The 16,905-nt window shown below is 72.0% G+C and carries 18 protein-coding genes; 6 read left to right on the top strand and 12 right to left on the bottom strand.

The genetic code is table 11. The annotated features are described in order from the left end of the window. Positions 1-97: 97 nt before the first annotated feature. Together ACGFZQ_RS31770 and ACGFZQ_RS31765 are read right to left on the bottom strand one after the other, a co-directional pair. Positions 98-841 (bottom strand): DUF4232 domain-containing protein, encoded by a 744-nt coding sequence (locus tag ACGFZQ_RS31770; protein WP_393843201.1) that lies wholly within the window; start codon positions 839-841, stop codon positions 98-100. A gap of 168 nt (positions 842-1,009) precedes the next feature. After that, positions 1,010-1,750 carry a DUF6445 family protein gene (locus tag ACGFZQ_RS31765; RefSeq protein WP_393843200.1) on the bottom strand — a complete coding sequence of 247 codons (741 nt, stop codon included), beginning with the start codon at positions 1,748-1,750 and terminating at the stop codon, positions 1,010-1,012. 250 nt (positions 1,751-2,000) lie between these two features. Here ACGFZQ_RS31765 and ACGFZQ_RS31760 point away from each other — a divergent pair, with 250 nt between their 5' ends. Further along, a complete protein-coding gene (locus tag ACGFZQ_RS31760; protein WP_351738632.1) occupies positions 2,001-2,783 on the top strand; it encodes a DUF4142 domain-containing protein in 783 nt (260 codons plus the stop codon). Here the strand turns inward: ACGFZQ_RS31760 and ACGFZQ_RS31755 are convergent. Beyond that, positions 2,780-4,426 (bottom strand): alpha-amylase family glycosyl hydrolase, encoded by a 1,647-nt coding sequence (locus ACGFZQ_RS31755; protein ID WP_393843199.1) that lies wholly within the window; start codon positions 4,424-4,426, stop codon positions 2,780-2,782. The two genes, ACGFZQ_RS31760 and ACGFZQ_RS31755, sit on opposite strands and share 4 nt — an antisense overlap. A gap of 286 nt (positions 4,427-4,712) precedes the next feature. On the opposite strand from ACGFZQ_RS31755, the gene ACGFZQ_RS31750 reads away from it, so the two are divergent. Then, positions 4,713-5,651, top strand: coding sequence for an LAETG motif-containing sortase-dependent surface protein (locus ACGFZQ_RS31750; protein WP_393843198.1), 939 nt, complete (start codon positions 4,713-4,715; stop codon positions 5,649-5,651). A 176-nt stretch (positions 5,652-5,827) separates the two neighbouring features. Here ACGFZQ_RS31750 and ACGFZQ_RS31745 read toward each other — a convergent pair whose 3' ends face one another. From ACGFZQ_RS31745 to ACGFZQ_RS31735, 3 genes are all read right to left on the bottom strand, one after another. Further along, positions 5,828-6,001, bottom strand: a complete 174-nt coding sequence (locus ACGFZQ_RS31745; RefSeq protein ID WP_393843197.1) for a hypothetical protein — start codon at positions 5,999-6,001, stop codon at positions 5,828-5,830. 91 nt (positions 6,002-6,092) lie between these two features. After that, on the bottom strand, positions 6,093-7,073 hold the full coding sequence (locus ACGFZQ_RS31740; RefSeq protein ID WP_393843196.1) for a nucleoside hydrolase: 981 nt from the start codon (positions 7,071-7,073) through the stop codon (positions 6,093-6,095). A 98-nt stretch (positions 7,074-7,171) separates the two neighbouring features. Beyond that, positions 7,172-8,059 carry an NAD-dependent epimerase/dehydratase family protein gene (locus ACGFZQ_RS31735; protein ID WP_393843195.1) on the bottom strand — a complete coding sequence of 296 codons (888 nt, stop codon included), beginning with the start codon at positions 8,057-8,059 and terminating at the stop codon, positions 7,172-7,174. Between the two features lie 94 nt (positions 8,060-8,153). On the opposite strand from ACGFZQ_RS31735, the gene ACGFZQ_RS31730 reads away from it, so the two are divergent. After that, a complete protein-coding gene (locus ACGFZQ_RS31730) occupies positions 8,154-8,726 on the top strand; it encodes a TetR/AcrR family transcriptional regulator (protein WP_393843194.1) in 573 nt (190 codons plus the stop codon). Between the two features lie 16 nt (positions 8,727-8,742). On the opposite strand, the gene thrS is transcribed toward ACGFZQ_RS31730, so the two are convergent. From thrS to ACGFZQ_RS31715, 3 genes are all read right to left on the bottom strand, one after another. Further along, a complete protein-coding gene (gene thrS / locus ACGFZQ_RS31725; protein WP_393843193.1) occupies positions 8,743-9,978 on the bottom strand; it encodes a threonine--tRNA ligase in 1,236 nt (411 codons plus the stop codon). Between the two features lie 607 nt (positions 9,979-10,585). Next, positions 10,586-11,056: an NUDIX domain-containing protein gene (locus ACGFZQ_RS31720; RefSeq protein WP_393843192.1), complete on the bottom strand. Its 471-nt coding sequence runs from the start codon at positions 11,054-11,056 to the stop codon at positions 10,586-10,588. Positions 11,057-11,058: 2 nt separating this feature from the next. After that, positions 11,059-11,664 (bottom strand): transcriptional regulator, encoded by a 606-nt coding sequence (locus ACGFZQ_RS31715; protein ID WP_393843191.1) that lies wholly within the window; start codon positions 11,662-11,664, stop codon positions 11,059-11,061. 134 nt (positions 11,665-11,798) lie between these two features. Between ACGFZQ_RS31715 and ACGFZQ_RS31710 the strand changes: the two genes are divergently transcribed. The 3 genes from ACGFZQ_RS31710 to ACGFZQ_RS31700 all read left to right on the top strand — a co-directional run bounded on the left by ACGFZQ_RS31710 (position 11,799) and on the right by ACGFZQ_RS31700 (position 14,009). Next, on the top strand, positions 11,799-12,266 hold the full coding sequence (locus tag ACGFZQ_RS31710; RefSeq protein ID WP_393843190.1) for an SPASM domain-containing protein: 468 nt from the start codon (positions 11,799-11,801) through the stop codon (positions 12,264-12,266). A gap of 26 nt (positions 12,267-12,292) precedes the next feature. Continuing rightward, on the top strand, positions 12,293-13,096 hold the full coding sequence (locus ACGFZQ_RS31705; protein WP_393843189.1) for a phosphotransferase: 804 nt from the start codon (positions 12,293-12,295) through the stop codon (positions 13,094-13,096). Positions 13,097-13,223: 127 nt separating this feature from the next. After that, the gene (locus tag ACGFZQ_RS31700; protein WP_393843188.1) at positions 13,224-14,009 is read left to right on the top strand and encodes a hypothetical protein; all 786 of its coding nucleotides are present in this window, start codon (positions 13,224-13,226) and stop codon (positions 14,007-14,009) included. A gap of 23 nt (positions 14,010-14,032) precedes the next feature. Here the strand turns inward: ACGFZQ_RS31700 and ACGFZQ_RS31695 are convergent, their stop codons facing one another. The 3 genes from ACGFZQ_RS31695 to ACGFZQ_RS31685 all read right to left on the bottom strand — a co-directional run bounded on the left by ACGFZQ_RS31695 (position 14,033) and on the right by ACGFZQ_RS31685 (position 16,653). Further along, on the bottom strand, positions 14,033-14,827 hold the full coding sequence (locus tag ACGFZQ_RS31695; protein ID WP_393843187.1) for an SDR family NAD(P)-dependent oxidoreductase: 795 nt from the start codon (positions 14,825-14,827) through the stop codon (positions 14,033-14,035). Between the two features lie 120 nt (positions 14,828-14,947). Beyond that, positions 14,948-15,652 carry a TIGR03943 family putative permease subunit gene (locus tag ACGFZQ_RS31690; protein WP_393843186.1) on the bottom strand — a complete coding sequence of 235 codons (705 nt, stop codon included), beginning with the start codon at positions 15,650-15,652 and terminating at the stop codon, positions 14,948-14,950. After that, positions 15,649-16,653 carry a permease gene (locus ACGFZQ_RS31685; protein WP_393843185.1) on the bottom strand — a complete coding sequence of 335 codons (1,005 nt, stop codon included), beginning with the start codon at positions 16,651-16,653 and terminating at the stop codon, positions 15,649-15,651. Before ACGFZQ_RS31685 ends, ACGFZQ_RS31690 begins: the two co-directional genes overlap by 4 nt. Positions 16,654-16,905 lie beyond the last annotated feature (252 nt).

Here is a 16,905-nt window from a genome sequence, read left to right as displayed (position 1 = left end):
TACGACGATCCGGCCGACCTCGGCCCGCCACCACGGGGGTTACTCCGAACGGGTGAACCCGAGCCCCACGACGCGGTGGCACCCGGGACCCCGGCCGTCACTCACCGACCGGGCCGACGTACGTCCCCGGGTGGGTCGCGCCGTCCTGGAGTACCACGGCACCGCCGTGCCACGGCAGGTCGTACGAGGTGCGCTGGTCCGGCGCGGTGACGACGACCGTGGTCGGCGTGAACGTGGTGGAGTCGCCCTGCGCCGGCACCAGGAAGGTGATCGTGAAGTTGGCGGAGGCGCCGTTCGCCAGGTTGATCCGCTTCGGGGTGGCGTTCGTGCGCTGGAGCGACCACTGCTGACCGCTGTTGACCAGGTCGACGCCCGGGAAGCCGTAGAGCGTGCAGGAGTGGCCGCTCTTGTTGGTGAGCGCCACGACCGCGTGCTTCTGCTGGCCGGTGCCGCTGCCGGAGTCGGCCCAGGAGTAGCCGAGCCCGGAGGCCTGGCAGGCGGCGGCCACCGAGCCGCCGGAGGCCGAGGAACCGCCCGAGGTGGACGAGCCCGTGCTCCCACCCGTGCTGCTCCCCGACCCGGCGTTCCCGGCCGGCGTAGCCCCGGAACCGGAACCCGAACCGGAGCCGGAACCGGAGCCGGAACCGGAGCCGGTCGAGCCGTTGGAGCCCGTGGAGCCGCCGTTGTCCGTCGCGTCGCCCGCCGCCGGAGCCGCCGTACCGCCGTCGGAGGTGACGGAGCCGGTCGCGGTGCCGTTGCACGCGGTCAGCAGGGCCATCAGCGCGGCGGCGCCGGTCAGGGCGGCGGCGGTCTTGCGGAGGTTGCGGCGACGGTTCGACATGGGGTCCCCCAGCGGTGGTGTTCTTCCCGGCTCTCTGCCGGACACCTCTTTCGATGCGGTCCCGGGCAGGGAAGTTCGGGGTTCGCCGTCACGGGACCGTCGTGGTCGTGTCACGCCCGCCGTTACAGAATCCGGTACCGAATCCGGCGGCTCAACTCCCTTACGGGATCAGGCCATCCAGAAGAACACGGCGGTCATCCGCTTCTCCTCCAGCGTCTTGCCGGCGTAACCGGTGGCGCTGTGCACGAGGTTGGCGTTGTAGAGGAGCAGCCGGTTGTACTTGTGCGGGACGCGGACGTCCTCCTCGAAGTGGTCGCCCGGGACGAACCGGGTCCCCAGGGCCTCGACCAGATTGTTGTGCGGGGCCTGCACGACGTTGCCGCCGAGCCGGCCGCCGGGCAGCGACTGGCGGTAGAAGGCGGTGCCGCAGTCCTTGGCGACACCGGGGTTGAGATACAGCACCGCCGCGTACCGGCACAGCGCCCGTGAGTCGGTGTGCGGGCGCGGCTCGCTCTCGCCCTCGCCGACGACCTGGACGCAGTTGTGGTTGAGGGTGCCGCCGCCGGGCGCCTGCTGCACCCACAGTTTCCCGGCGCCGGTCGCCTGCTTCACCAGGCCTTCCACGACGGCGAGTTCGGCGGGTTCGAGGCCGGGCATGGTGCGCAGTCCGGGCCAGGTCTCCGAGGTGTACGGGTATCCCTGGACCCAGTCGTCCTTGGCCAGGCAGCGCTCGCGTACGGCGTCCACGTCCGGCAGGACGTCGTCGAACACCCAGTAGTCGCGGCCCTTGGAAGGCTTGCGGTAGGGCAGTACGGGCAGCGCGGCGGGGCCACGGCCGGGACCCCGGCCAGGACCCTGGCCGGGAGCGGCGCCGCGGGGAACGCGCGCGGATGGTGGCTGTGGGGGCATGCGGCGAAGCTAGCCCGCGGCTTTGTCATGGCCACACTGACCAGAGGAAGTCATCACCCTCCCGTGGGCAAGACATGGGGAGGCGGCCCCTCCGGCAGAGCAAGGCCTCACAAGTTCTTTGCCAAACCAAAAGGTTTCCGGCCCTTCCCCCGTCCGTATTCATGGGCGACCGACCCCGCCCCTGCGCGGGACCCCCGACCGGCAGGAGGCACCGGTGCGCTTTTCGCGGAACGCGACGGGCACGCTCTTCGTGGGCGGAGCCCTCAGCCTGACCCTCGCAGCACTGGCGTACCCGAGCATGCTGGGCGTGAACACCGTGTCCAGCGACACGACCCGGGTCATCGCCAACACCCAGTGGGGGCCGCTGACCGAAGGCGACCGTGACTTCGTGGTGAAGGTGCGCGCGGCCGGACTGTGGGAGTACCCCGTGGGCCAGATCGGCCTGAAGAAGGGCCAGAGCCAGGCGGTCCTCACCGCGAGCAAGCACCTGATCGACGGCCACGCGGCGCTGGACGCCAGCTGCCGCAAGATCGCGCCCATGCTCAACATCACCATCCCGAACCTGCCCTCTCCGCAGCAGCAGGGGTTCATCAACACCCTGAACGCCGACAGCGGCAAGAAGTTCGACACGGACTTCGCCAACATCCTGCGGGTCACGCACGGTTCGATCTTCAACACGATCGCCAAGATCCGCTCCACCACCGAGAACACCCTGGTGCGGATCCTGGCCGACCAGGCCAACGCCACGGTCCTCGACCACATCACGGTGATGGAGCAGACCGGCCTGGTCGACTTCCCGTCGGTCCTCTTCCAGGAGACGACCCCGCCGAAGCTGCCGGCCACCGATCTGACCCCGCCGCCTCCGGACGCGGGCCAGCCGCAGGTCGTCCTCACCCCGCCGGTCAACAGCACGACCAGCCCGCCGGCGCTGCCCGGGGAGAACGGCTTCACGGGCAGCGGTGCCGGCGTCGGCACCGGCAACGCCGACGGCAATGCCGGCGCCTCCCCGACCCCCAGCCCCACCGCCGGCTAGGCGCCCAGCCACACCGTGGTGTCGGGCGGCAGCGTGCCGTCCAGCGGCAGCGGCACGCTGGCCAGCAGCACTTCGCCCGGCGGCAGGGGCACCGGCGCGTCCGACACGTTCGTGACGCACCGCCAGCCCTCCGACCGGGCGAAGTGCAGCACCCCCTCCGGCGCCTCGGCCCAGGTCAGCGTCTCGCCCTCGATCAGCTTGCGGCGCAGCCGCAGCGCGGTGCGGTACAGCTCCAGGGTGGAGCCCGCCGTACCGGCCTGCGTCTCGACGGCGTACGACGCGAACCACTCCGGCTGCGGCAGCCAGGCACCGCCGGACCCGAAGCCGTACGACGGTCCGCCCGCCGTCCACGGCAGCGGCACCCGGCAGCCGTCGCGGCCCTTGCGGGCATGGCCCGTCTGTTCCCAGACCGGATCCTGGAGGACGGCCGCGGGCAGGTCGGCGGCCTCGGGCAGCCCGAGTTCCTCACCCTGGTAGACGTACGACGATCCGGGCAGCGCCAGCATCAGCAGGGTGGCGGCGCGGGCCCGGCGGAGACCATGAGAAGCATCGACCTCCGGCGCCCGGCCGCCGGACAGCAGCCAGGCGTTCTCGTCCGTACCCGGCGGCAGCATCAGCCGGGAGGCGTGCCGTACGACGTCGTGGTTGGAGAGCACCCAGGTGGCGGAGGCGCCGGCCGCGCGGGCGGTGGCGAGGGAGCCGGTGATGACCTCACGGAGGGCGTCCGCGTCCCAAGGGGTCTGGAGGTACTCGAAGTTGAAGGCCTGTCCGAGTTCGTCCGGGCGGGCGTACAGGGCGCGGCGGGCGCCGGGCACCCAGGCCTCGGCGACGGCCGTGCGCGGCGGGGTGTAGGCGTCGAAGATCTTGCGCCAGTCCCGGAAGATCTCGTGCACCTCGTCACGGTCCCAGTAGGGGTGCGTGCCGGGCGGTACCCGCTCCAGCGCCTCCTCGCCGGTCGCGCCGAACTCCGCCACGTCCCGCAGTGGTTCGGCGAGGTCCTTCACCAGGGCGTGCGCCACGTCGATGCGGAAGCCGTCGACGCCCCGGTCGGACCAGAAGCGCAGGGTGGTGCGGAAGTCGGCGCGGACCTCCTCGTGCGCCCAGTTCAGGTCGGGCTGCTCGGGGGCGAAGAGATGCAGGTACCACTCGCCGTCCGGGACCCGGCGCCAGGCGCTGCCGCCGAACACCGACTGCCAGTCGGAGGGCGGGAGTTCGCCGTGCTCGCCGCGGCCGGGCCGGAAGACGTAGCGGTCGCGGGCCGCCGAACCGGGACCCGCGAGCAGCGCCTCCTGGAACCAGGGGTGCAGATGCGAGGTGTGGTTCGGGACGATGTCGACGATCACCTTCAGGCCCAGCCGGTGCGCCTCGGCTACCATCGCGTCGAAGTCGTCCAGGGTGCCAAGGCGCGGGTCGACGTCCCGGTAGTCGGCGACGTCGTAGCCGCCATCGGCGAGTTCGGACGGGTAGAACGGGCTGAGCCACAGGGCGTCCACGCCGAGCGAGCCCAGATGGGACAGCCGCTCGGTGACGCCCCGGAGGTCACCCAGCCCGTCGCCGTCCGCGTCGGCGAAGCTGCGCGGATACACCTGGTAGATCACGGCCTGGCGCCACCAGTCGGGGTTCCGGGAGGAGAGGTCGACCACGCGTGTTCCTTTCGGGCGGGACGGAATGCGAGCGGGGGGAAACCGAGAACAAGTCTGTCCAGATTGCCGAGAAAGCGAACCTTCACACCGCCCGGAGCGGATCATTCCCCGTGTGAGGGAGTTGTGATGAGCTCCGAACGTCTCTTGATTCAGGGCAGGTTGACAGGCTTCGGCACGTCACACGACCATGGGCGCACACCGTGGCGCATGTGACCAATGAGCCTGGTGTTTCTTCGCTTTCCGCAGCCTCCGCTGCTCTCCTCGCGAGATCCACGATGGGATATCCATGTCCATAACCAGACATGTCACCGCGCACCGCCTGCTGGGGACGGGCCTCGCGTCGTTCGCCCTGTGTGCCGCCTCCGTCGCCGGGGCGTCCGGCGCCTTCGCGCACGGCACCCCGGGCGGTGACGGCTGGAAGTCCGGCGGCCACTACAGCCCCGGCACCGGAGCCGGCACGGAGACCGGCACCGACAAGTGCCAGTTCTCGGTGGACGGCTCGAACTTCTTCGACTCGGTGAAGGTCGACGACCAGAACCTGAAGGTCACCGACGACGGCAAGGTCCACATCAAGGTCCGCGCCGCCGCCGACGCCGCGAGCTGCACCGCCTCGCTCGCCTCCTACCTGGCCCACGGCGCCACCTTCGCCACCTCGGGCGAGCAGATCTTCGTCGACTTCGACTCGGTGACGGTCAAGCAGGGCCAGACCGACTCCCTCGACATCGCGGTCCCGGACGCCGGCTGCTTCGCGCAGATCGACCTGTACCGGGGCGCGGTCAAGTTCGACGGCGAGAAGGACGCGAACGACGGCTTCGAGCACGGCGACCTGCCGGCCGGCCCGGACCACGCGGTCATCAAGGACAAGCTGATCGCGTCCTGGAACGGCGGCACGAAGGACTGCGCGACCGGCGAGTCGTCGTCCCCGTCCCCGTCGCCCTCCGCCTCGGAGTCGACCCCGGCCGAGGAGACCACCCCGCCGCCCGCGGAGACCCCGTCGCCTTCGGAGAGCGAGTCGACCGGCACGGCCACCCCGTCGGCCTCCGCCTCCGAGTCGACGACCGCCCCCGCGTCGGCCCCGAGCACCGACTCCGGCGGTGGCGGCGACCTCGCCCACACCGGCGCCAGCTCCACCACCCCGATCATCGCCGGCGGCGCGGCCGTGCTGCTGGCCGGCGGCGCGGCGATCGTCGTCGCCACCCGACGCCGTAAGGCGACCCGCGCCTGACCCGAGGCCCCGCACACCCACACGGGTACGCCCCAGCCGCCTTGAGCGGCTGGGGCGTACCCGTACGGACGCGGCTCAGCGGTTCTCGACGTGCCGGACCGGACCCCGGCCGAAGGGGCGGTCGAGGCCACGGTTCCGCTCCCGCACGTCCGAGCCGTGGCTTCCGGGTGCCGGTGTCATTTCCCGGCGTACGCGTCGTACACGGTGACCGCCGACGCGTTGCCCTTCCTGTCGGCGATCCGGTGCTTGAAAGACACCGTCCTGCCCTTCGCCGGGTTCTCGTAGGTGACGTGGCCGTGGCTGACGGCGAGCCCGGTCCAGTGCCGGCCGCCGTCGTAGGAGACCGACACCGCGAGGGACTGCCTTCGGCCCTCGGTCTTCGTTGCCTTCGGTCTTCGTCGCCCTCGGCCGTCGTCACCGCCGGTCTTCACCACCGCCGACCTAGTCGGTGACGACCGTCTCCAGATACAGCTTCACGTACCGTGCCACGTCCACGTCCAGGGCCACGTCCACCAGGGCCTGTTCCCGGCCGCCGCCGTGGATCTCGGCCTCGCCCGGCCGGGGGCGGCGGTCGACGACGGTCTGGCCCCGGGTCGGTCCCGGGGCCAGGGAGACCTCGACCGGGAGCCGGCGGGTGGTCAGGCCGGCCGGGTCGGCGACGGCGCAGACCGCGCCGGCGTCGCCGAGACCGCCGGCCGGGTCGTCGCCGGCCGGGTCGTCGCCGTCCGGGTCCGGCGCGGCGGGCCGGTGCGCGAGCAGGTCACCGGCGAGCCGGGCGCCGGGTTCCGCACTCGCCCGCAGCCTCCGCACCTCCGCGCCCGGCACCACGACCCGCTGGAAGACGTCCAGGCCGTACATGGTGATCGGCACTCCGGCGGTGAGCAGGACCGCGGCGGCCTCGGGGTCGTGCCAGACGTTGAACTCGGCGACCGGCGTGGCGTTCCCGGTGGCGACCGCGCCGCCCATGAAGACGATCCGCTCGATGTTGCCGGTGACCTCGGGGTGGGTGCGCAGCAGGAGGGCGATGTTGGTGAGCGGCGCGGTCGGGACGAGGGTCACCGGGCGGGGCGAGGCGAGGATCTCGCGGCGGAGCAGGGTGACGGCGTCGACGTCGGCGGGGCGGCGGGCGGGCGCGGGCAGGCCCAGGTCCCCCATGCCGTCCGTGCCGTGCACATGGCGGGCCGACCGGGCCGCCTCGATGAGCGGCCGCTCGGCCCCCCGCGCGACGGGAACGTCCCCGGCCCCGGCCCGCTCCAGCACGGTCAGCGTGTTCCGGACCACCCCGTCCACGTCGGTGTTCCCGGCGACGCAGGTCACCGCCCGCAGATCGATCCCCGGATGCCGAACGGCGAACAGCAGGGCGAGGGCGTCATCGACACCGGTGTCACAGTCGATGATCACGGGGATGGGCTGACCGGTCACGGGGGGCTCCTTCCGTCAGCCCTGACTCTATGTGGCGGACGGAACGTTCCAGCGGGCGGACCCGCACCGGCCCACCGGCGGTCGCCCCTTGCCCCGGCTCATGCGTCCTTGAAGTAGTGCTCCTCCTCAAGGTCGGCCACGAGCCCGGCCTCCTTCGGCTCCCACCCCAGCAGCTCCCGCGTCCGCTCACTGTTCAACGGCATGTCGTAGGTGATCAGCGCACCGAAGAACCCGAAGTGCCCGGCGGCCCGCTCATCCGGGATGCTCTCGGCCGGAACCCCCAGCCGCGCCCCGATCACCTCGGCGATCTCCCGCACCGTGACGCCCTGCTCGGCCGCGGCGTGCAGTTGCGCTCCCGCGGGCGCCTGCTCCAGCGCCAGCCGGTAGAGCCGGGCGAGGTCCAGCGTGTGCACGGCGGACCACCGGTTCCCGCCGTCCCCGGCATAGCCGGAGACCCCCGTGGCCCGGGCGATCCGGATCAGTATCGGCAGGAACCCGCTCCGGTCCAGGGTGCTGTGCACGACCGGCGGTATCCCGACCAGCACGGTACGCACGCCCTGTCCGGTGAGTTCGCCGATCAGGCGCCCGGTGGCGGACCGGGGGTTGGCGTCGAGGGCCTGTGCGACGTGCTCGTTGCCGTCGCGCCCCATGCCGATCCCCAGGAGGGCCTTGCCGGTACCGGCGAGCACCTCGCCGAACGCCCGGGTCACCTCCAGGTCGGTGGCCGCGGCGCCGGCCATGTCCCCGGCGGCCATGGCCGCGTGGTCGAAGGCGAGATGGACGACGGCGTCGGCGTCGCGCGCTGCCGCCCGCAGCCCGTCCAGGTCCGCGAGGTCACCGCGGCGCACCTCGGCGCCCAGTGCCGCCACCGCCGCGGCGGAGTCGTCGGACCGGGCGAGGCCGACGACCTCGTGCCCGGCCCGGAGCAGTTCGGGGATGACGGCGGAGGCGATATGACCGCCGGCGCCGGTGACGAAGACACGCATGACAGCTCTCCCGGGAACGAGAAGAAGGTGATGTGACTCGGTACCGTCACCGTACACCGTGACGGTACCGAGTCACATCACTTAGGCTGTCTTCATGGCTCGATGGGAACCGAACGCACGACAGCGACTCGTGCAGGCCGCGATCGACCTGTTCGGCGAGCAGGGTTACGACAGCACCACCGTCGCCCAGATCGCCGAGCGGGCCGGACTGACCAAGACGACCTTCTTCCGGCACTTCCCGGACAAGCGCGAGGTGCTGTTCGCCGGGCAGGAGGTGCACGGCCGCCTCCTCACGGAAGGCGCCGAGGCCGCACCGGCCGCCGCGACCCCGCTGGAGGCGGTCGCCGCGGCCCTGGACGCCCTGACCGCGTCCTTCACCCCCGAACAGCGAGCGTTCGGCCCCCGCCTCAGCGCGGTCGTCGCCGGCCACACCGAACTGCGGGAGCGCCTGGCCTTCAAGGAGCTCGACCTCGCGGCGACCCTGACCGACGCCCTCCGCCGCCGCGGCGTCCCCGACCCCACCGCGAGCCTCGCCGCCGACCTGGGCATCCGCGCCTTCGCCACGGCCTTCGCCCGGTGGATCACCCCGGCGAACGACCAGCCCTTCCCCGAACTGGCCCGCGCCGCCCTCACCGACCTCCGCGAGGCAGCGGCCGCCCTCACCTGACGGCCGCCCTCCCCCGTCACCCGCACCCGGCCCCTGACTCGTCCCACAGCCCGGTCCCCCGCCCCGCCACCCGCTCCCCGATCCGCCGCACCAGCTCCGCCACCGGCACGGCACCCACCCGGCGTCCGTCCCGCAGCCGCAGGGCCGCCAGCCCCGCCTCGGCCTCGCGTTCGCCGATCACCGCCTGGTACGGCACGAGCCTGCCGTCGCGCACCCGCGCGCCCAGACTGCCCCGCTCGGGACCGGCGGCCTCGGCCCGCAGCCCGTCCGCGACCGCCGCCGCGACCAGCGCCCCGGCCTGCGCCAGCTGCGCCTCGGCGACCGGCAGGACCAGCAGCTGCACCGGCGCCAGCCAGGCCGGGAAGGCCCCGCCGTGCACGTCGAGAAGATGCGCGACGGCCCGCTCCACACTCCCGATCACGCTCCGGTGCACCATCACCGGCCGATGCCTGCCGCCGTCCGCCCCGACGTACCGCAGATCGAACCGCTCCGGCTGGTGGAAGTCGATCTGCACGGTGGACAGGGTCGACTCCCGCCCCGCCGCGTCCGCGATCTGCACGTCGATCTTCGGGCCGTAGAACGCGGCCTCCCCCTCGGCCTCCTCGTACGCCACGCCCGCCCCGTCCAGCACCTGCCGCAGCAGCACGGTGGCCCGCTGCCACAACTCCGGGTCGGCGACGTACTTCCCGCCCTCGCCGGGCAGCGAGAGCCGGTGCCGTACGGCGCTGATGCCGAGGTCGGCGTAGGCGCGGGCGATCAGCTCCAGGGCGGCGCGGGCCTCCTCGACGGCCTGGTCGAGGGTGCAGAAGATATGGGCGTCGTTGAGCTGGATGGCCCGCACCCGGGTGAGCCCGCCGAGGACACCGGACAGCTCGGCGCGGTACATGGCCCCCACCTCGGCGATCCGCAGCGGCAGTTCCCGGTAGCTGCGGGCCCGGGACCGATAGATCAGCGCGTGATGCGGGCACAGGCTCGGCCGCAGCACGACCTCCTCCGCCCCCACCCGCATGGCCGGGTACATGTCCTCGCGGTAGTGCGACCAGTGCCCGGAGATCTCGTACAGCTCGCGTTTGCCGAGGACGGGCGAGTACACGTGCCGGTACCCGGCCCGCCGCTCCGCGTCCCGGACGTACTCCTCCAGGGTGTGCCGTACGACCGCCCCGTCGGGCAGCCAGTAGGGCAGGCCCGCGCCCATCAGCGGGTCGGTGTCGAACAGGTCGAGTTCACGGCCGAGTCGGCGGTGGTCCTGCATGGCGGAGCTCCTTCGTCAAAGAGGCGAACGGTCCGCGACACGACAAAGCCCCGGGACGTTCTCCCGGGGCTTCGGACAGGTCGGATGTCAGCGCGCCGGGACGGTCTCCGGCGTCGTCGTACGGAACGGACACGGCAGGGCGCGCTTCATGCGGGACACACTAAAGACAAGACCGGCCACCTGACGAAAGGTTTTCCAGCCTGCTCCCCCAGTTCGCACGGGCCCCCTTCGACACCGTCCCCCCGGGGCGGAGGGGGTACCCCCCGGCCTCCCGCCTCCCGCCTCGCGCGGGGGCCGTGGTCCGCACAGGGTTCACTGCACCTGTTTTCGCTCGCAGACCTGCAACCTTCTGATCCGTAGGAGCGGGCAGCACGCTATGAAGGCTGCCTGCGGCCCCTCACTCCGTTCGCACAGGTTGGCGATCATGTGCGCCTGTGTGCCGTCGTTGCCGTCAGGGTTGCCGTCACCTCCGAGCGATGGTGTAGCAGCGATTCGACCTGGCCTCGCGCATCAGGCGTGGACTCGCAGCGACTAGGACGAGCCGGATGCGGACTTCCGTCACACCAGACCAACCCGCGCTCCTGCCCCCGCCCCGGTCTTGCCGTCGTCAGCCGAGATAGGGCCGCTCACGGGGCTCCAGGAAGTGACGGATCCGGAGCCGTTGCGTGTGGTGCATCGGCAGTTGGGGGATCTCTTCCGGCTGGACGAACCGCAACTCCGTGGACTCGTCCGAGATCGTGAGTCGGCCGCCGACCATGCGGGCGATGAAGCAGACGTTGAACTGCCTGCGCACCTCGCCGTCCGAGTAGGCGATGATGTGGCGAGGGTCGGTATATGTGCCCACGAGCCCGGTGATCTCCACGTCCAGACCCGTTTCCTCCTTCACCTCGCGGACGGCCGTTCCCGGGAGTGAGTCGGTCATCTCCATGCCGCCGCCGGGTAGCGCCCAGAGGTCGTTGTCCCGGCGGCGCTGAAGGAGGATGCGTCCTTCGCGGTCGGTAACCACTGCGGACGCGGCGACCACCAAGCTGTTCGGCTCCGGTGCTGCCGGGTCGTCGTAGTACTCGGTCCGTGCCATGGTCACCCTTCCGTCACCGGCGTCGCGGTCTCCCACACCGCGTCGAAGCTGCCGGCGTAGGTGTCGAACAGGCCGCCCTCTCCGCTGCGCCGAAGATGCCACACGGGAGCACCGTAGGCGTTGATGCCCCAGATGTGGGCATTGACCAGTACCTGGTCGTCCGCACGATAGATCGAGTTGTAGAGCGTGGTGGCGTGGGTCCGCACCTCGATGCCGGGTACCCCGGCGAGGGGGCGATAGTGCATGAGGGCAAGGCGGCACCGGGACTCGATCCCGTGGCCGAACTTCTCCTCCGCGCCGCGCTGTTGGACATTCACGCTGTCCGGATCACCGATCGCGACACGGACAGCACACCCGTCGGCAGCTCGCTCTCGCAACAGGTCGTTGAGCCGCGGGTACGCTTCATGCAGGAAGACGGCGGCATACACCAACACGTCGATGTGCTCGTGGGCCTGGGCGAGCACAGACGCGCGTGCTCGACGAAGCCGCCGCGGCCGGTGTCCCCCGAGTGCATTCACCGGGGGTGAGGTCACCATGCACCCCGACGCGCCGACCCTGATCGCGCACGCGCTGAAGCTCGGTCTGGCGGTCGAGGTGTACAGCAACATGGTCCACCTGAACGAGAATTGGTGGAGCCTGCTCCGGCGGGAGAACGTCAGCCTGGCCACGTCGTACTACGGCCAGGAACGCACACAACGCGGTCACCGGGCGGAACAGTCACGCCCGCACCCGAGCGAACATCGTGAAGGCGGTGACGGAGAACATCCCGATCCGAGTGTCTGTGATCGTCCCCGATCCATCCGACACCGGAGAGGAGACGAAGCGGGAGCTGGCGGCCCTGGGCGTGCGAAACGTTCGCGTCGATCACATCCGACCCTTCGGGCGCGGGGCGAACGGGCAGGAGCCGTGCACGGACGGCCTCTGCGGGCGATGCGGGGACGGGCGCGCGTCCATCAGTCCAAGCGGCTCGGTCTCCCCGTGCGTGTTCTCCACATGGCTGAGCGTGGGAAACGTCCAGGATGCGCCCCTGGGCGCTATCCTCGGCGGCCCCGAGATCGCACAGGCCAACGCGACCGTTCGAGCGGGGCGCAACATCGGCGGCTCCCCGCAGCTGCGGCCCCGACAGCCCCTGCGGCCCGGACAACGACGACGCCCGACCCTGTACTCCCGACACCGACGACGAGTGCTCTCCGGGGACACCCGGAAGTGAGTGCACCCCGAGGAACTGAACGGACCATGGACGCCGCTCTTGCCGAATCCGCGATCCTCCCCTTGATCGAGGAACACACGGGCCCTGTGGCCGGGATCCACAGGACCGAGCGCGGCTTCAGCTCGGATCTGACGGCCGTGGTCGACTGCGCCAGGGGTCCCTTCTTCGTCAAGGCCATGCGCAACCGGCCGGGCGGCCGGCGGGAGTCTCTCATCAGGGAAAGGCGGATCAACGCCTACCTCGGGCACATCTCCCCGCACCTGCTGTGGGACGTGGAAGCCGAAGACTGGTCGGTCCTGGGCTTCGAAGTGGTCGACGGCCGGTCGTCCGACTTCGCTCCCGACTCGCCTGACCTGCCCCTGGTGGTCGACGTAATCGGCGAGATCGGCCGGCTGCCCCTTCCGCGGATCGCCCAGGACTGGCCCGAGACGCGATGGGACCGGTTTGCCTCGGACAGCTCGGTGGCCGAGTTGTTCCGGGGTGACTCGCTTCTCCACACGGACATCAATCCGAGCAACTTCCTCGTCGTGAAGCGGCGGGTGTGGGCCGTGGACTGGGCGTGGCCGACCCGGGGCGCGGGGTTCATCGATCCTGCTCTCCTGGTGCTCCAGCTCATTGCAGCCGGGCACACGCCGGACCGTGCCGAGAAGTGGGCAGAGGGATTGACCGCATGGCGTGAGGCGGCCCCGCAGGCGGTCGATGCCTTCGCCGCCGCGAACCTCCGGATGTACCGGGCCGCTGTCGGCCGGAAGCCCGAAGCGGACTGGCTCATGGCCATGGTCGACGCGTGTCAGGCATGGACCGAACACAGAGGGGTGGCCCCGGCGTAGCTGGACGTCGGGTGGTCAGCGAACGGGGACGCTCACCCGGACGGACCGGAGCGGTGGTAGGCGGGCGCCAGTGGTGATGGCGTGATCTCACGCGTCCCACCGCTCCTGTTCCCGGAGAGGCCCCGCCATGAGAGTCATCGCCTCCGGTCTTGCCGTGGCCGGCCTGCTCGCCGTCTCCGCCTGTACGGCCGGCCCGCCGCCGGAAACGTCCGCTCCGGGCGCCTCCCCGGCGGCGAACGCGACCGCCGCCGAGCGGGCCGCCCCCGCTCCCGCCAGCCCGGCCGCCTCGCCCGGCACCCCGGCGCTCACCCCCGGGCAGGCCCAGTCGGCGCTGATCGGCGAGGCCGACCTCGGGGTGCCGTGGACGGCCGGCGACTCCACCGCCACCTGGCACGACGGTCTGCTCAAGGCCGTCGCCGGGCAGCCCGACTGCCAGCGCCTGCTCGACGCCCTCTACGCCGACGAGCTGCTCGAACCGGCCGGCCCGCACGCCGTCGCCGTCCTCGACGACGGCGACGACGACGCCCAGCTCCGCTACCAGGTCTACGCGAGCCGCGCCGCCGACGTGGACCGGACCCTGGCCTGGCTGCGGGCGGTGCCCGGCGTCTGCGGGCAGTTCGCCGCGCAGACCACCTCGGCCGGGACCGAGACCGTCCAGGTCGCCGACTCCCGGCTGCCGGAGTTCGGCGAGGCCCGGCAGGGGCTGCGGGTCACCCTCACCGCACAGCCCTCCCCGGACGACGATCCCACCACCCTCACCGTCGACGTCGCCGTCGTCCGCGTCGGCGACGACGCGATCGTCCTCACCGCCGGCGCCCTCGGCACCCTCCCGACGGACACCGCCGGACAGACCCTCGACATCGGCGTCCGGCGCCTCGCCCAGGTACGGGAACAGGGCCGGGCACAGGCGTAGCACCCGGCCCCCGGTCCCGACGGTCAGGGCAGGATCGCGTCGACGTAACCGCCGTCCACCCGCAGGGCGCCCCCGGTCGTCGCCGACGCCTGCTCGGAGCTGAGGTAGACGACCATGTGGGCGATCTCCTCCGGCTCGATCAGCCGTTGCAGCAGGGACTGCGGCCGGTACTCGCGCATGAACCTCCGCTGCGCCTCCTCCCACGGCAGCTCCCGGTCCACGAGTCCGTACACGAAGTCCTCGACACCGCCGGTGTGCGTGGGGCCCGCGATGACCGAGTTCACCGTCACGCCCGTACCGGCCGCCTTCTTGGCGAAGCCGCGGCTCACCGCCAGCAGCGCGGTCTTCGACATCCCGTAATGGATCATCTCCGCCGGGATGGCCACCGCCGAGTCGCTGGCGATGTACTGCACGCGCCCCCAGCCGCGTTCGGTCATGCCCGGCAGATACAGCCGCGTCAGTCGTACGGCGGCGAGCACGTTGACCTCGAAGTAGCGGCGCCATTCGTCGTCGCTGAGCTCCAACGGGTCGGCGGCCCCGAAGACCCCCAGGTTGTTGACGAGGATGTCCACCCGGGGCAGCAGCTCCGTCGCCCGGGCCGCGCCCTCGTCGGTGGAGACGTCGGCGGCCACCGGCACCAGGTCGGCGCCGGGGGCCTGCTCGGAAAGCGCCCGCACGCTGTCGGCCACCCGGCGTTCGTCACGGCCGTTGACGCCCACGCGGGCCCCGGCCCGCGCGAGCCCCACGGCGATGGCCGCACCGATCCCCTGCGTGGAGCCGGTGACCAGTGCGGTGCGTCCTGTCAGATCGATACGCATGGGCGGGAGGGTTCCCTTCGTACGCCGGTGAATGCCGGGGGGGGGTTCGTGTGCCGGTACCTACGGTTGCCACCGTCCGTCATGCGGGGCGGCACGACCCGGTCACCGGAGCCGAACGGGCTACGGCGTCTCGTACGGGTCCGACGGCTGCCGCACCGTGTGTGCCGACTTCGCGTCCAGCACCGGCGGCCAGGCCGCGTCCGAGCCCAGCCTGCCCTTGGGGTGCCAGATGCCGGTGACGGTGACCCAGGTGTCGGTGAGCGGCGCGTCCTCGCCCCTGATCTCCACCTTGCTGGTGGTGGCGTCGGCGGCGCAGCAGGTGACCATCAGCCGGGTGAGATACCAGGTGCCACCGTCGGAGCCGGACGTGACGAAGCCCGTCATGCGGACGGTACGGCCCGTCAGCGAGCGCCCGCTGTCGTAGATCGCCCGTGAGCTGAACTCGGCGAGCGTCAGCGGCACCGGGTTCCCGGCGGGCAGCGCCGGGAAGGCCCCGACCCCCTGCGCCGCCCGCTGCGCCGCCTCGCGCTCCGCGCTGTACGAGCCGAGCGCGGGCGGCGGGAAGAGGAGCAGGGCGAGAGCGGGGAGGGTGAGCAGCCAGGCGATCCGGGGGCCGTGGTTGTGGTGGTGGTCCTCGTCCTGAACCGTGAGGCTCTTCAGGACCGCCGTCGTGAGGCCCAGCAGGATCAGGGCGATGCCGGAGGTGATCAGGTACGGGCGCAGGGACGCCTGGACGTACCTGAGGTACAGGTCGCCGAAGAGGGTGATCCGCAGGACCGCCGCGCCGACCAGGCAGAGCAGCACCGGTCCGCCGTAACGGCTCACAGCAGCCACCACCCCACCAGCACGGACGACGACAGCGCCACCAGCCAGGTCGCCGAGGAGAAGCGGAGCGCGAAGCCCCGGCCGAAGGTGCCCGCCTGGAGGGCGATCAGCTTGAGGTCGACCATCGGGCCCACCACCATGAACGCCAGCCTCGCCGTGGCCGGGAAGGCGCTGAGCGAGGCGGCCACGAAGGCGTCGGCCTCGCTGCACACGCACAGCACGACGGCGAGCACGGCGAGGAGGGGGACGGCCGTCCACGCGGAGCCCGTGAAGACGTCCAGGACCGATCTGGGCACGGCGATGTTGAAGGTCGCCGCGGCCGCCGCGCCCAGCACCAGGAAGCCGCCGGCGTGCAGGAAGTCGTGCTGGAGGCCGGTGACGAAGGCACGGGCGCCGGTGGCGTGGGAGTCCTGGGCGGGGCGGGGCGGGCGCAGCCACTCGGCGCGGCCGAACCGTGCCCACAGCCAGCCCATCACCACCGCGGTGCCGAGGGAGGCGAGCAGCCGGGCCAGGACCATCTCGGGCCGGCCGGGGAACGCGATCGAGGTCGCCACCAGCACCACCGGGTTGATGGCCGGTGCGGAGAGGAGGAAGGCGAGGGCCGCGGCCGGGGCGACCCCGCGGCGCATCAGGCTGCCGGCCACCGGGACGGAGGCGCACTCGCAGCCCGGGAGTACGACGCCGGCGGCCCCCGCCACGGGGACGGCGAGGGCCGGGTTGCGGGGGAGGAGGCGGGTGAACACCCGTGCCGGGACGAAGGCGCCGATCGCCGCGGAGACGACGGTGCCGAGGAGGAGGAAGGGGACGCCCTGGACGGCGACCGCCGTGAACACGGTCCACCAGGCGGCGACCGGTGGGGTGTAGAGGTCCAGGGCGAGGGTGGGGCCGAGGACGGAGGCGACGGTCGCGATGGCGAGGAGGGCGGTGCCGCCGAGGACCACGTGGACGACGGCCCGTGTCAGGAGACGCAGGCCGTCGGCTACTGTCCGTTGGTCTTGCACGCGGGGGACGCTAGTGAATCGGGCTGTTGATCGGCACAGAGATGGCTGTGTGTCGGGTGCAGCTCCGGTGGGGGCTGGTCGCGCCCACGCGGCGGAGCCGCACATCGATACAGCCCCGCGCCCCCAACGGGGCGCTACGACCCCGCCCACGAAAGTGTGAACGGGATTCAGGTCCCGCAGCGCATCGCCCGCCGCGTTCGCCGGGTCCCGGTCCCACACCGTGAAGTCCGCCCAGCGGCCCGGCGTCAGTGT

The organism is Streptomyces sp. NPDC048254 (genome assembly GCF_043201895.1).
Lineage (GTDB): Bacteria > Actinomycetota > Actinomycetes > Streptomycetales > Streptomycetaceae > Streptomyces.
The sequence above is the reverse complement of the archived record's forward strand: the minus strand, read 5'-3'. Positions and strand labels throughout refer to the sequence as shown.

Coding starts and splice junctions, on each gene's coding strand:
- ACGFZQ_RS31770 (WP_393843201.1), bottom strand. CDS start 841: ATGTCGAACCGTCGCCGCAACCTCCGCAAGACCGCCGCCGCCCTGACC.
- ACGFZQ_RS31695 (WP_393843187.1), bottom strand. CDS start 14,827: ATGCGTATCGATCTGACAGGACGCACCGCACTGGTCACCGGCTCCACG.
- thrS (WP_393843193.1), bottom strand. CDS start 9,978: ATGCAGGACCACCGCCGACTCGGCCGTGAACTCGACCTGTTCGACACC.
- ACGFZQ_RS31735 (WP_393843195.1), bottom strand. CDS start 8,059: ATGCGTGTCTTCGTCACCGGCGCCGGCGGTCATATCGCCTCCGCCGTC.
- ACGFZQ_RS31730 (WP_393843194.1), top strand. CDS start 8,154: ATGGCTCGATGGGAACCGAACGCACGACAGCGACTCGTGCAGGCCGCG.
- ACGFZQ_RS31715 (WP_393843191.1), bottom strand. CDS start 11,664: ATGTTGCTGTACACCTCGACCGCCAGACCGAGCTTCAGCGCGTGCGCG.
- ACGFZQ_RS31700 (WP_393843188.1), top strand. CDS start 13,224: ATGAGAGTCATCGCCTCCGGTCTTGCCGTGGCCGGCCTGCTCGCCGTC.
- ACGFZQ_RS31750 (WP_393843198.1), top strand. CDS start 4,713: ATGTCCATAACCAGACATGTCACCGCGCACCGCCTGCTGGGGACGGGC.
- ACGFZQ_RS31765 (WP_393843200.1), bottom strand. CDS start 1,750: ATGCCCCCACAGCCACCATCCGCGCGCGTTCCCCGCGGCGCCGCTCCC.
- ACGFZQ_RS31720 (WP_393843192.1), bottom strand. CDS start 11,056: ATGGCACGGACCGAGTACTACGACGACCCGGCAGCACCGGAGCCGAAC.
- ACGFZQ_RS31705 (WP_393843189.1), top strand. CDS start 12,293: ATGGACGCCGCTCTTGCCGAATCCGCGATCCTCCCCTTGATCGAGGAA.